At 64.7% G+C, this 12,481-nt stretch carries 13 protein-coding genes; 12 read left to right on the top strand and 1 reads right to left on the bottom strand.

The annotated features are described in order from the left end of the window. Nucleotides 1-155 precede the first annotated feature (155 nt). Entirely contained in the window at nucleotides 156-1,208 is a 1,053-nt protein-coding gene (locus PAN31108_RS06665; RefSeq protein ID WP_150668091.1) for a LacI family DNA-binding transcriptional regulator, read from the bottom strand. Between the two features lie 390 nt (nucleotides 1,209-1,598). Here PAN31108_RS06665 and PAN31108_RS06660 point away from each other — a divergent pair, with 390 nt between their 5' ends. The 12 genes from PAN31108_RS06660 to PAN31108_RS06605 all read left to right on the top strand — a co-directional run bounded on the left by PAN31108_RS06660 (nucleotide 1,599) and on the right by PAN31108_RS06605 (nucleotide 12,458). Beyond that, a complete protein-coding gene (locus PAN31108_RS06660) occupies nucleotides 1,599-2,165 on the top strand; it encodes an SRPBCC family protein (RefSeq protein WP_150668090.1) in 567 nt (188 codons plus the stop codon). A 279-nt stretch (nucleotides 2,166-2,444) separates the two neighbouring features. Beyond that, complete coding sequence (locus PAN31108_RS06655) at nucleotides 2,445-3,917, top strand: 2-hydroxymuconic semialdehyde dehydrogenase (protein ID WP_150668089.1); 1,473 nt, start codon at nucleotides 2,445-2,447, stop codon at nucleotides 3,915-3,917. Nucleotides 3,918-4,033: 116 nt separating this feature from the next. After that, nucleotides 4,034-4,477 carry a RidA family protein gene (locus PAN31108_RS06650; RefSeq protein ID WP_150668088.1) on the top strand — a complete coding sequence of 148 codons (444 nt, stop codon included), beginning with the start codon at nucleotides 4,034-4,036 and terminating at the stop codon, nucleotides 4,475-4,477. A gap of 63 nt (nucleotides 4,478-4,540) precedes the next feature. Next, nucleotides 4,541-5,110, top strand: coding sequence for a 3-hydroxyanthranilate 3,4-dioxygenase (locus tag PAN31108_RS06645; RefSeq protein WP_150668087.1), 570 nt, complete (start codon nucleotides 4,541-4,543; stop codon nucleotides 5,108-5,110). Between the two features lie 47 nt (nucleotides 5,111-5,157). Then, nucleotides 5,158-6,153 (top strand): amidohydrolase family protein, encoded by a 996-nt coding sequence (locus PAN31108_RS06640; protein WP_150668086.1) that lies wholly within the window; start codon nucleotides 5,158-5,160, stop codon nucleotides 6,151-6,153. Between the two features lie 212 nt (nucleotides 6,154-6,365). Beyond that, on the top strand, nucleotides 6,366-7,559 hold the full coding sequence (locus PAN31108_RS06635) for an ABC transporter substrate-binding protein (protein ID WP_150668229.1): 1,194 nt from the start codon (nucleotides 6,366-6,368) through the stop codon (nucleotides 7,557-7,559). A 64-nt stretch (nucleotides 7,560-7,623) separates the two neighbouring features. Next, nucleotides 7,624-8,508, top strand: coding sequence for an alpha/beta hydrolase (locus PAN31108_RS06630; protein ID WP_150668085.1), 885 nt, complete (start codon nucleotides 7,624-7,626; stop codon nucleotides 8,506-8,508). Beyond that, on the top strand, nucleotides 8,505-9,425 hold the full coding sequence (locus PAN31108_RS06625) for a branched-chain amino acid ABC transporter permease (RefSeq protein ID WP_150668084.1): 921 nt from the start codon (nucleotides 8,505-8,507) through the stop codon (nucleotides 9,423-9,425). The genes PAN31108_RS06630 and PAN31108_RS06625 overlap by 4 nt, the downstream gene beginning before the upstream one ends. Before the next feature lie 17 nt (nucleotides 9,426-9,442). After that, a complete protein-coding gene (locus PAN31108_RS06620; RefSeq protein WP_150668083.1) occupies nucleotides 9,443-10,417 on the top strand; it encodes a branched-chain amino acid ABC transporter permease in 975 nt (324 codons plus the stop codon). Next, nucleotides 10,414-11,184: an ABC transporter ATP-binding protein gene (locus PAN31108_RS06615; RefSeq protein WP_150668082.1), complete on the top strand. Its 771-nt coding sequence runs from the start codon at nucleotides 10,414-10,416 to the stop codon at nucleotides 11,182-11,184. The genes PAN31108_RS06620 and PAN31108_RS06615 overlap by 4 nt, the downstream gene beginning before the upstream one ends. Further along, the gene (locus tag PAN31108_RS06610; protein WP_150668081.1) at nucleotides 11,181-11,891 is read left to right on the top strand and encodes an ABC transporter ATP-binding protein; all 711 of its coding nucleotides are present in this window, start codon (nucleotides 11,181-11,183) and stop codon (nucleotides 11,889-11,891) included. Before PAN31108_RS06615 ends, PAN31108_RS06610 begins: the two co-directional genes overlap by 4 nt. 207 nt (nucleotides 11,892-12,098) lie before the next feature. After that, nucleotides 12,099-12,458 carry a helix-turn-helix domain-containing protein gene (locus PAN31108_RS06605; protein ID WP_017234237.1) on the top strand — a complete coding sequence of 120 codons (360 nt, stop codon included), beginning with the start codon at nucleotides 12,099-12,101 and terminating at the stop codon, nucleotides 12,456-12,458. Nucleotides 12,459-12,481 lie beyond the last annotated feature (23 nt).

Here is a 12,481-nt window from a genome sequence, read left to right as displayed (position 1 = left end):
CGTCGGCCGCTTCCTTGATTCCTTGATTCCTTGATTCCTTGATTCCTTGATTCCTTGCTTTCCTGCTGTCTTGCGAGTGACTTCGATCAATGCAAATCGTCTTGGGCCTTCCGCAGCACCCTGCCGCTGCGGCGGTGTCGGCGGTGTCGGCGGTGTCATCCGCGTTTGCCCGGCGGCGGCGCCACGGTGCCGCCACGGCGAATCTCGTGCGGCAGGATCAGCGCGCGGCCGAGCGCGGCGTCGTGTGATCCGCTCACGCCGGCGGGTCCCCCTCGTGCGTCGATCTGAGCGAGCAGACGCTGTGCCGCGTGACGCCCGATGTCCACGCTCGGCTGCACGACGGTCGCGAGCGTGGGCGAGAGCAGTTCGCCCACGGCGAGGCCGTCGAAGCCGAGCACCGAGATGTCGTCCGGCACGCGCAGGCCGGCTTCGCGCAGGGCGCGCATCACGCCGAGAGCGAGCAGGTCGTTGGAGCAGAACAGGGCGGTGGGGCGCGCGCCGTCGCGTTCGCGCTGCGCCAGCCATTCGCGCACCCGCTCGCCACGCGCGCCGCTGTTGAAGTCGATTTCGAAGGCGGGCAGCGGCGTCAGGCCAGCAGCCTGCATGGCGTCGCCGTAACCGAGATAACGACGCTTGGCGCGGTCGGACGCGTGCAGCGCCCCCGTCACCATGACGATGTCGCGATGGCCCGCCTCGATGAGCATCGCCACGCCTTGCGCGGCGGCGGCGCGGTTGTCGACCGACACGCACGGCCGTTCGGGCGCATCGTTGTAGACGAGTTGGCAGGCCACGCCTTCGGCGGCGAGATCGTCGATGAGCGCGCTGTGCTCGGCGTCGGCCAGCGTCAGCAGCAGCCCGTCCACCCGCTGCTGGAGCAGGGTTTCGATGGCGTTGCGTTCGCGCTCGGGGTCGTATTGGGTGGTGACGAGCAAGAGGCGGCGGCCGGTGCCGTCGATAGCCGCCTCGATGCCTTCGAGGCAATCGGCGAAGACGGGATTACCGAGCGTGGGCAGCATCACGCCGATGAGTCCCGTGCGCTCGCCGCGCAGCTGCCGGCCGAGCGCGTTGGGGCGGAATTTCAGCTCGGCGGCGGCCGCCTGGACTTTGGCGAGCGTCTCGGGACGCAAGAGATGCGGCGAATTGATCGCGCGCGACACGGTCGCGATCGAACACCCCGCACGCTGCGCCACATCCCGAATATCAGCCACACCCGCTCCTTTTGTCTGGACCGTCGTTTTTGAAGTTGACGGATTTTACGCAAATGTAAACGTTTACGAAAACGTTTTCACTTCGGGATTCTATGGAGGCATTGTGATGAATTCGTGACAGCCGACGGATCGGCGGCGCAGAAGGCCAACGGGCGCACAGGCGCGAGCATGATCCGTTGCGTCGACCGGAACTGGGGGCATGCTGAATTGGATGACACCTGCCGATGAAATTGACGGGTCGTCGGCGGATGCCCGGGCGTGCCCGATCGGGCACCGGAGAGCGGCAGCATCCTGACATCGCTCGGCGCATCAGGAAGCCGCCTATACTGAAAGTCCCTGCTCTGCCGGGGACATCACGGCACCCCCTCCCATCCACGACCGGGAAAGGCCATGAACGACTATCACTTCCTCACCTTGTGGCGGCTCACCGCGCCGCTCGACGAAGTTTGGGACACCCTGCGCGATGTCGACCACTGGGCGCGTTGGTGGCCGTGCGTGCGGGAAGTGCGCACGCTCGATTCGGGCGACGCCGACGGGATCGGCGCCGTTCGCGAACTGACGTGGCACGGCGCACTGCCCTACTCCCTCACCTTCGAGACACGCATTACGCACATCGATCCGATGCGCGAAGTCCGCAGCATCGCCACCGGCGAAGCCGAAGGCACCGGCGTCTGGCGCTTCGATACGGAAGGCGCCATTACCGTCGTTCGTTACACATGGGACGTCCATACAAAGCGCGAATGGATGAACAAGCTCGCGCCGCTCGCCCGCCCGCTCTTTCGCTGGAACCATAACTACGTCATGCGCCGAGGCGGCGAAGGACTGGCCGCCGTGCTCAACGCCCATCTCGTCGAATGCCTCGACACCGATCTGCCGCCTGCCGCCATCGGCAAGGAGCGCGATCCGCGCGAACGACGGGAAGCCCGCGCACGCGTCAGTCACGACGCCCGCCATTAGGCGGCGCAACACACCTGAACGGACTCGACGACTCGGCGACTCGGCAACTCAACGACTCGGCGACTCGACGCCGCATCGGCGGACGTTGCCTGACGTCGCCCGGATCCGCGAGCCCCATGCGCCCGTCGTCTATTCCATCAAGGAATAGACGATCCGTGATTTTTCATTATTTTTTATATCTCCGGCTGCCTAGACTTGTGAGCATCCGGCGCGCAGGTCATGACGCTCCCTGCCATCGACATCTGCCGCCCCACACGACACCCAGCTCCAGGAGACCTCGTGAGCCTTGCGACTGCGCCGCTGCTGCGGCATTACGTGGATGGCGCATTCGTCGCCACCGACCGCCAGTTCGATAACCTTAGCCCGGTGGACGGGCGGCTCGTCGCGAAGGTCTGCGAAGCCGACGCCGCCACCGTCGCGCGCGCTGTCGGCGCCGCCCGCCGCGCCCTGCACGAAGGCCCCTGGGGCACGACCACGCCCGCCGAGCGCGCCGCCGTGCTGCACCGCATCGCCGACGGCATTCAGGCTCGCTTCGACGACTTCGTCGCCGCCGAAGTCGCCGACACGGGCCGCCCCGCAGAACAGGCGCGTACGCTCGACATCGCCCGCGGCATCGCCAACTTCCGCATGTTCGCCGACCTGATCAAGACCGCCGGCAGCGAGATGTACGAGATGCGCGCCGCCGACGGCGGCGACGTGATGAACTACGTCACCCGCAAACCGCTCGGGGTGATCGGCATCATTTCGCCGTGGAACCTGCCGTTGCTGCTCTTCACGTGGAAAGTCGCCCCGGCGCTGGCCATGGGCAACTGTGTGGTCGCAAAGCCCTCGGAAGACACCCCGTCGTCCGCCACGCTGCTCGCCGAAGTCATGGACGCCGCCGGCGTGCCGCCCGGGGTCTTCAACCTCGTGCACGGCTTCGGCCCCGGTTCGGCTGGCGAATTCCTGACGCAACACCCCGACGTCGCCGCCATCACCTTCACCGGCGAATCGCGCACCGGCAGCGCCATCATGAAAGCCGTGGCCGACGGCGTGAAGGAAATCTCCTTCGAGCTGGGCGGCAAGAACGCCGCCGTCGTATTCGCCGACGCCGATTTCGAAAAGGCCGTCGACGGCGTGGTGCGCTCCTCGTTCACCAACGCGGGTCAGGTTTGCCTTTGCTCCGAGCGCGTCTATGTCGAGCGCCCGATCTTCGACCGGTTCGTCGCCGCACTCGCCGAACGCGCCGCCGCGCTGCGTATCGACGCCCCCGACGCCGACGGCGTGCAGATGGGCCCGCTCGTTTCTCGCAAGCATCGCGAGAAGGTGCTCTCTTACTATCGCCTGGCCGTGGAAGAAGGCGCGACGGTCGTCACCGGCGGCGGGGTGCCGCACTTCGGCGACATGCGCGACGAAGGGGCCTTCATCCAGCCAACCGTATGGACCGGATTACCCGACACCGCACGCTGCGTGCGCGAAGAAATCTTCGGCCCGGTGTGTCATGTCGCACCGTTCGATAGCGAGGACGAAGTGATTCGTCGCGTCAACGACAGCGACTACGGCCTCGCGGGCTGCGTGTGGACGACGAACCTTTCGCGCGCGCATCGTGTGGCGCGTCGGTTTCAGACGGGACTGGTGTGGGTCAACACGTGGTTCCTGCGCGATCTGCGCACGCCGTTCGGCGGCGTGAAGCTCTCCGGGCTGGGACGCGAAGGCGGACGCCACTCGCTCGACTTCTACTCCGAAATCACCAACATCTGTATCAAGCTTTGATTTATACGGTGAGGCGACGGTGCGGCAGTTCCGATGGGGGTCGGGATTGCCGCACCCGCGCGCCGTCCGTCTTCACCCATCGCCACGCGCACTTCCGCACGAGGGAGACTGAATTCATGAGCATTTCGCAAAACCGCCAGAACACGCAGGCCCGCGTCGTCGAGGGCAAGGCCACGCCACGCGGCAAGTTCCCGCATATCAAGCGCGCCGGCGACTTTCTGTTCGTCTCGGGCACCAGTTCGCGCCGCCCCGACAATTCGTTTGCCGGCGCACGGGTAGATGCCTTGGGTGTCACGCAACTCGACATCCGCGAACAGACGCGCGCCGTGATCGAGAACATACGCGACATTCTCGCCAGCGATGGTGCGTCGCTGGCCGATGTCGTCGAGATCAGCACGTTCCTCGTGAACATGAACGACTTCGGCGGCTACAACGAGGTGTACGGCGAATACTTCGACGAAAACGGCCCCACGCGCACGACGGTCGCGGTGCATCAGTTACCGCACCCGTTGTTGCTCATCGAAATCAAATGCGTGGCCTACGCGCCACGCGCGCGGTAGGGTCGCATCGACGACACACTTCCAATACCGATCCCCCTGACGCGGCATGACCCGGGAGACAGCATGTTGACGTATGGCAAGCCTTTCAATTTCCAGCGCTGGATCGACGATCACGCGCACCTGCTCAAACCGCCCGTCGGCAATCAGCAGGTCTGGCAGGACAGCGACTTCATCGTGACGGTGGTGGGCGGACCGAACCATCGCACCGATTACCACGACGATCCGCTCGAAGAGTTTTTCTATCAGTTCAAAGGCAACGCTTGGGTCAATCTGTGGATCGACGGGCGGGCCGAACGCGTCGACCTCAAGGAGGGCGACATCTTTTTGCTGCCGCCGCACGTGCGCCACTCGCCGCAGCGTCCGGAGGACGGCAGCCTGTGTCTCGTGATCGAGCGTCAGCGCCCGGCCGGCCTGCTCGACGGCTTCGAGTGGTATTGCCTGGCGTGCGGCACGCAGGTGCATCGCGTGGAAGTGCAACTCAAGAGCATCGTGACGGATCTGCCGCCGCTGTTCGAGGCGTTCTACGGCAATGCGTCGCTGCGCCGGTGCCCGGGATGCGGCGAGGTCCATCCGGGTCGTGCAGCCCAGCCGCCCCGAACAGACCAAACGGCCCAACCGCCGGCGTCGGCCTGAACCAAGCCCCTCAACGAAGCAGCACTCAGCACATCACACGTCACGTCATGAAGAAAATCGACATGCACGCTCACTTCTTCCCGCGAATCACGCAGGAAGAAGCGGCCCGCCTGGACGCCGCCACTGCCCCGTGGCTGCGTATCGACGAAGGCGGCGAGACCGGCAACATCATGCTCGACAACCGCGCGTTCCGGCCGGTCTACCGTGCCCTGTGGGACCCCGCGCTGCGCGTGGAGGAACTGGACCGTCACGGCGTCGACGTGCAGGTCGTCTGCGCCACGCCGATCATGTTCGGCTACCGCTACGACGGCCACACCGTCATGGACTGGGTGCGGCGCATGAACGACCTCGCGCTGGACCACTGCGGCTACGCCCCCAAGCGTCTGAAAGCCATGGCGCAGGTGCCGCTGCAAGACCTCGACCTGGCATGCGCCGAAGCTTCGCGCGCCAAGGCCACCGGCCACGTCGGCGTGCAGATCGGCAACCATCTGGGCGACAAAGATCTGGACGACGAACAACTCGTCGCATTTTTGCGGCACTGCGGCAATGAACGGATCCCGGTGCTGGTGCACCCGTGGGACATGATGACGGACGGCCGCATGAAGAAATGGATGATGCCGTGGCTGGTCGCCATGCCGGCCGAGACCCAACTCTCCATTCTGTCGCTCATCCTCTCCGGGGCGTTCGAACGGCTGCCCCGCTCGCTCAAGCTTTGCTTCGCCCACGGCGGCGGCGCCTTCCCCTACCTGCTCGGCCGCGCGGAGAACGCCTGGCATTGCCGCGACATCGTGCGCGCCGACAGTCCGCACCCGCCGTCGCACTATCTGGACCGCTTTTACGTCGACAGCGCCGTGTTCGACCCCCGCGCATTACGCCTGCTCGTCGACACGATGGGCACCGAGCGCATCATGCTGGGCTCGGACCACCCGTTCCCGCTCGGCGAGCAGAACATCGGCCGCCTGGTGGCCGAGCAGCCGGGGCTGGACGACGACGCCCGGCATCGCCTGCTCGCCGGGAATGCCCAAACGTTCTTCGGCCTGTAACTGGTGCTTTCCCGAGGTGTTTTTAAAAATGCTTGCCTACGCAAAAGGCGTCGTTTAGGCTGGGCAATGAAATACTTGACGCTTAAACAATTCTGTAAGTTTTGAAATCGTCTGACGCGCCTGGCCAACGATGACCGACGTGAAGAAGCGGTCAGGTATCCCGGCGCGAGTCCGCAGATGACAGTGCTTGAATTCATAGTTTGGAGACCATGATGACGGGAACGAAGACCACGCAACGCAAAGCCATCGCCGTGCTGGGCGCCATCGCCGCTGCTGCGGCCATGTTCGCCTCGGGCGGCGCGCACGCTCAGGTGAAGATCGGCTTCATCGGCACGCTGTCCGGTCCGGGTGGCGCGCTCGGCCAGGATCAGTACGACGCCTTCATGCTCGCCATCGAGCAAAAGGGCGGCAAGCTCGGCGGCGTGCCGGTTCAGGTGATCAAGGAAGACGACCAGCTCAAGCCGGATGTCGGCGTGCAGGCGGCGCAGAAGCTGGTAGAGCGCGACAAAGTGCAGCTCATCACCGGCGTGACGTTCTCGAACGTGATGATGGCCATCCACAAGAACGTGACGAATGCGGGCGTGGTCATGGTCGGCTCCAACGCCGGCCCGACGCCGATTGCCGGCGAACAGTGCTCGCCGAACTTCTTCTCGACGTCGTGGGACAACGACGAACTGCACGAAGCCGGCGGTCAGCTCTCGACCGACCTGGGCTACAAGAAGATGTACGTGATGGCGCCGAACTATCAGGCCGGGCGCGACGCTGTGAACGGCTTCAAGCGCGACTACAAGGGCCAGATCGTCGACGAGGTCTACACGCAGGTGAATCAGCCGGACTACTCGGCCGAAATCGCCCAGTTGCAGGCCGCCAAGCCCGACGCCGTCTACGTCTTCTATCCGGGCGGCATGGGGGTGAACTTCGTCAAGCAGTACCGCCAGGCCGGTCTGCTGGGCAAGATTCCGCTGATCTCCGTGTCGACCATCGACGGCTCGACCCTGCCGGCCCTGAAGGAACAAGCTGTCGGCAGCATCACCAGCGCACCGTACTCGCCGGACCTCGACAACGCGCAGAACAAGCAATTCGTCGCCGCCTTCCAGAAGAAGTACAACCGCGTGCCGTCGATGTACGCCGCGCAGTCGTACGACGCCGCCAACCTGATCGACTCCGCCCTCACGAAGACCAAGGGCAGCGTGGCCGATCGCGAAGCACTGCGTGCCGCCCTCAAGGCCGCCGACTTCCAGTCCGTGCGCGGCTCGTTCAAGTTCGCCAGCAACCAGTTCCCCATCGCCCCGTTCTACCGGGTGGATGTCGTCAAGGACAGCAGCGGCGCTGCCTTTGCGAACAAGGGAAAGATCGATATCAAGACGCGCGCGAATCTGGCGTCGATGTGCAAGATCCGGTCATAAGCCACCGGGCTTGCCGAGGCGGGGGCGACCGGCCCCCGCTGCATTTGAGCACTATCGAGGGTTTATGAAGCGCTACCGCAATTTCGACGACGCCGAGCTGGACGTTCAGTACAACGCTCGCGCCACCATCTCCAACGTTCTCGACATCCTGACGCAATACGCCGAGCAAAGCGCGCATGCGCGCGCCACCGTGCCCTGTGTGCTCGATGTCGCCTACGGGGAACACCCCGACGAAACACTCGACATCTTCCCGGCGGCCACGCCCGGCGCACCGGTGTTCTTCTTCGTTCACGGCGGCTACTGGCGCGCGCTGAACAAGAGCGATTCGAGCAATATGGCGCCCGCCTTCACGCAAGCCGGCGCCACGGTCGTCACCATCAACTATTCGCTCGCCCCCGGTGCCTCGCTCGACACCATCGTCGATCAGACGCGTCGCGCGCTGGCATGGGTGCACCGCAACATCGGCGAGCATCGCGGCAAATGTTATGGCGACCCGCGTCGCATCCACGTCTGCGGCAGCTCCGCCGGCGGTCATCTCGTCGGCATGCTGCTCGCCAGGGGCTGGCACGCCGACTATGGCGTGCCGGAAGACGTGATCGCCGGCGCCGCGCCGCTGTCCGGCCTGTTCGACCTCACACCGATTCCGTTCACGCACATCAACGAATGGATGAAGCTCTCGGCGGACGACGCGCACCGCAACAGCCCGCACTTCCGGTTGCCCGAGCATGGCTGCCCGATCGTCGTGTCTTACGGAGAGACGGAGACGGCCGAATTCAAGCGTCAATCCGACGACTACCTCGCCGCGTGGCGCGACAAAGGCTTCGCCGGCGAATACGTTCCGATGCCGGGGACCAATCACTTCGACATCGTGCTCACCCTGAACGATGCGGCCAGCCCGCTCACGCAAGCCATCTTCCGTCAGATGGACCTGCTACGGGAGACGCCATGAGCCTCACACTCTTCATCATGCAGTGCCTGAACGGGCTGCAACTCGGGGTGCTGCTGTTCCTGATGGCTGCGGGCCTCACGCTCGTGTTCGGCATCATGAACTTCGTCAACCTCGCGCACGGCTCGCTCTACATGATGGGCGCGTTCATCGCCGCGACCGTGTACAACCACACCGGGTCGTTCGCGCTCGCCGCGCTCGCCGTGGTGCCGACCATGCTGGTGCTCGGCCTGATCGTCGAGTTCGTCGCACTCAAAACACTCTACGACCGCGATCACCTCGATCAGGTGCTCGCCACCTTCGGGCTGATTCTGTTCTTCAACGAACTGGCGCGCATCATCTGGGGGCCATCGCCGTACTACATGGAAGTGCCCGAGTGGCTCTCCGGCACCGTCAATCTCTTCGGACTCGACTACCCGGCGTATCGCTTCCTCATCATCGTGGTGGGCCTCGTCGTCGCGCTCGGCTGCTATCTGCTGATTCACCGCACGCGCATCGGCATGCTGATCCGCGCGGGCTCCACGCATCGTCAGATGGTCGGCGCGCTCGGCGTGAACATCGTGCTGCTCAACTCGCTGCTGTTCGGGCTGGGCGCGATTCTCGCGGGTATCGCCGGACTCATGGCCGGCCCCATTCTGTCGGTGCAGCCGGGCATGGGTGAGCCGATCCTGATTCTGACGATGGTCGTGATCGTGATCGGTGGCATCGGGTCGGTGCGCGGGGCGTTTCTCGCCGCGCTCATCGTCGGCGTGGTCGATACCGTGGGCCGCACCGCGTTGCCGACGCTGCTGCGCAGCCTGATGGAGCGCAGCACTGCCGACACCGCCGGTCCCGCGCTCGCGTCGATGCTGATCTACCTGGTCATGGCGGCAGTGCTCGCGGTGCGTCCGCAAGGACTCTTCCCGGTCAAACACGGCTGATGATGGAAACGATGGAAATGAAACTCAATCTTCGCACCGCCGTGCCGATACTGCTGCTGGTCCTGCTGGCGCTGGTGCCCATTTACGCGACGTTTGCCCAGCAACCGTTCTTCCTCACCCTCTTCGGGCGCATCATCGTGTTCGCGATCGCGGCCGTCTCGCTCGACCTGATTCTCGGCTACGGCGGCATGGTCAGCTTCGGTCATGCGCTGTATCTCGGCCTCGGCGCGTACGTCGTGGGCATCATGAGCTTTCACGGTATCGACAACGGGTTCGTCCATCTGGGCGCGACGCTGCTGCTGTGCGCCGTCGTCGGCGGCGTGACCGGCCTGCTATCGCTTCGCACGACCGGCATCGCCTTCATCATGATTACGCTGGCGTTCGCCCAGATGTTCTACTTCCTCGCCGTGAGCTTGAAGCAATACGGCGGCGACGACGGCCTGCCGGTGTCCGCCGGCAGCCGCTTCGGCAGTGTGTCGCTGGACGACCCCGCCGTGCTGTACTACGTCGCGTTCGCCGTGCTGTGCCTGTGCGTGTGGGCAGGCCGACGTCTGGTCGAGGCCCGCTTCGGCATGGTGATTCGCGGAGCGCGCCAGAACGACCGGCGCATGCGCGCGCTGGGCTACCCGACGCTGCGTTACAAGCTCGTGGCCTACGTCATCAGCGCGATGGTGTGCGGCGTGGCCGGCATGCTGTACGCCAACCTGACGCACTTCGTCTCCCCTGCCTATATGGCGTGGACGGCGTCGGGCGAACTGATCGTGATGGTGGTGCTCGGCGGGCTCGGATCGTTCTTCGGGCCGGTGCTGGGCAGCACCGCCATGCTGCTCATCGAGGAGTGGCTCAAGGGCATGACGGAACACTGGATGATCGTCTTCGGGCCGCTCATCGTCGTGGCCGTGCTCGTCTCGCGCCGCGGCCTCTACGGCCTGCTCGGCGACCTGCAAGTGCGGCTCTCGCGCCGCACCCGCACCGTGGAGGGCAAAGCATGAGCCTGCTCCGTGTCGACCAACTGGTCAAACGTTACGGCGGCCTGACCGCCACCGATCACTTCTGCCTCGACGTCGCACCGGGCGAGCTGCACGCCATCATCGGTCCGAACGGCGCGGGCAAGAGTACGCTCATCGGCCAACTGGCGGGCGAGCTTCGTTCGGACGAAGGCAGCATCCGTTTCGACGGACGCGACATCACGTCCATGCCCATCGAGCAACGGGCACGCTCGGGACTGGCGCGCTCCTATCAGATCACGTCGGTGTTCCGTGAATTCACCGCGCTGGAGAACGTGCTCGTGGCCGTGCAGGCAATGCAGGGGCACAGTTTCGGTTTCTGGCGCCCGGCGATTCGCGAAGCGGCGCTTGTCGAACCGGCGCGCGACATTCTGGCGCGCACCGGGCTCGCCGCGCGCATGCATGTGCCCGCGAGCGCGCTGGCGCACGGTGAGCATCGGCAACTGGAACTGGCGATGGCCCTCGCGGGGCGTCCGAAGCTGTTGCTGCTCGACGAACCGATGGCCGGCATGTCGCAGGCCGAGTCCGAACAGATGACGCACTTGCTGGCCGACCTCAAAGGCGATTACGCCATCGTGCTCGTGGAGCACGACATGGACGCCGTATTCGCGCTGGCCGACCGCATCACCGTGCTCGTCTACGGACGCGCCATCGCCTGCGGCGACGCGCAGACCATCCGCAACGACGCGGCCGTGCGCGAAGCCTATCTCGGGGACGAAACCCGCAACGAAATGCTGGGAGCGACGGCATGAGCACCTTGTTGTCTTTGTCCGGCGTCGAGTCCTACTACGGGGCGAGTCAGGCGCTGTTCGGCATGCATCTGGAAATCGAGCGCGGTGCGTTCGTCACGCTGCTCGGGCGTAACGGCATGGGCAAATCGACCACCGTCAAATCGATGACGGGGCTCATGCGTCCCGCACGCGGCGAGATCGTGTTCGACGGACAAGCGGTGCATGGGAGCCCGTCGCATCGCATCGCGCGGGCCGGCATGGGGCTCGTGCCCGAGGGCCGTCAGATTTTCCCCACGCTGACCGTGCGCGAGAATCTCGTCGCCACGGCCGGGAATCGTCACGGCGCGAGTTCGCCGTGGACGCTGGCGCGCATCTACAGCCTGTTCCCGCGTCTGCGCGAGCGAGAGAAAAACCTCGGCAGCAACCTGTCGGGCGGCGAGCAACAAATGCTCGCCATCGGTCGTGCGCTGATGACGAATCCGAAATTACTCATTCTGGACGAAGCGACGGAAGGGCTCGCACCGCTCATTCGCGGTGAAATCTGGCAATGCCTGAAGCAACTCAAAGGCAGCGGCCTGTCGATCCTCTGCATCGACAAGAATCTGGCCCCGATGCTGGAGCTTGGCGACCAGCACTACATCGTCGACAAAGGCCGTGTGGCGTGGCAAGGCGACTCGTCGAAGCTGCGCCGGTCGTTGCCCGAATTGCAGGCGTATCTGGGCGTCTGACCCGGGCGTGGGTCGGGGGATGCCACATTTCTGCGTACACTCTACGGCACCTCGACTACATGAGGTGCGTAGTACTCGATAGGTGTCAGACGCGAAAATCGGGAGTGTTTTGTGAAAGCACCCAGCAAAACTATGTGGTGCAATCGGCTCCGCTTGATTGACTTTGCAAGCACTCCCGATAAACAACCAACGACACCGGTCAGGACTATGGCTTACTCGAACACGCCTTCGAATCCCTTCCGCTGGCTGCTTTCACAGGACACCGGTGCACCACCGCCGGCCGAGCCGGCACACGTCAAGAACGGTCTTCCTGCGGATCTGCCGCTCAACATCAAGGAGTTGCCCCGCACGCCCCTTCCCAAGCTGGAAGTGTTTCCCGACGAGTTGCTCGCTTTGCGAAAGCATCTGGGCATGTCACGCAATGTCTTCGCGCACTACCTGCGCACCAATCCGCGTACGCTGGAGAACTGGGAGCAAGGACGCGCCCGTCCCAACGCGCAGGCCGCCTGCCTCATCCGGCTCGTACAACAGAACCCGGGCCTGGTGTCTTCGCTGGCACGTCTGTGATGCGTTTTGGGGTGAGGAAGATC

The organism is Pandoraea anhela (genome assembly GCF_902459655.1).
Lineage (GTDB): Bacteria > Pseudomonadota > Gammaproteobacteria > Burkholderiales > Burkholderiaceae > Pandoraea > Pandoraea anhela.
The sequence above is the reverse complement of the archived record's forward strand: the minus strand, read 5'-3'. Positions and strand labels throughout refer to the sequence as shown.

Excerpts from the sequence above, each read along its gene's own strand:
- PAN31108_RS06605 (WP_017234237.1), top strand. The coding sequence starts at position 12,099 with ATGGCTTACTCGAACACGCCTTCGAATCCCTTCCGCTGGCTGCTTTCA.
- PAN31108_RS06650 (WP_150668088.1), top strand. The coding sequence starts at position 4,034 with ATGAGCATTTCGCAAAACCGCCAGAACACGCAGGCCCGCGTCGTCGAG.
- PAN31108_RS06620 (WP_150668083.1), top strand. The coding sequence starts at position 9,443 with ATGAAACTCAATCTTCGCACCGCCGTGCCGATACTGCTGCTGGTCCTG.
- PAN31108_RS06635 (WP_150668229.1), top strand. The coding sequence starts at position 6,366 with ATGACGGGAACGAAGACCACGCAACGCAAAGCCATCGCCGTGCTGGGC.
- PAN31108_RS06610 (WP_150668081.1), top strand. The coding sequence starts at position 11,181 with ATGAGCACCTTGTTGTCTTTGTCCGGCGTCGAGTCCTACTACGGGGCG.
- PAN31108_RS06660 (WP_150668090.1), top strand. The coding sequence starts at position 1,599 with ATGAACGACTATCACTTCCTCACCTTGTGGCGGCTCACCGCGCCGCTC.
- PAN31108_RS06640 (WP_150668086.1), top strand. The coding sequence starts at position 5,158 with ATGAAGAAAATCGACATGCACGCTCACTTCTTCCCGCGAATCACGCAG.
- PAN31108_RS06630 (WP_150668085.1), top strand. The coding sequence starts at position 7,624 with ATGAAGCGCTACCGCAATTTCGACGACGCCGAGCTGGACGTTCAGTAC.
- PAN31108_RS06615 (WP_150668082.1), top strand. The coding sequence starts at position 10,414 with ATGAGCCTGCTCCGTGTCGACCAACTGGTCAAACGTTACGGCGGCCTG.
- PAN31108_RS06645 (WP_150668087.1), top strand. The coding sequence starts at position 4,541 with ATGTTGACGTATGGCAAGCCTTTCAATTTCCAGCGCTGGATCGACGAT.
- PAN31108_RS06625 (WP_150668084.1), top strand. The coding sequence starts at position 8,505 with ATGAGCCTCACACTCTTCATCATGCAGTGCCTGAACGGGCTGCAACTC.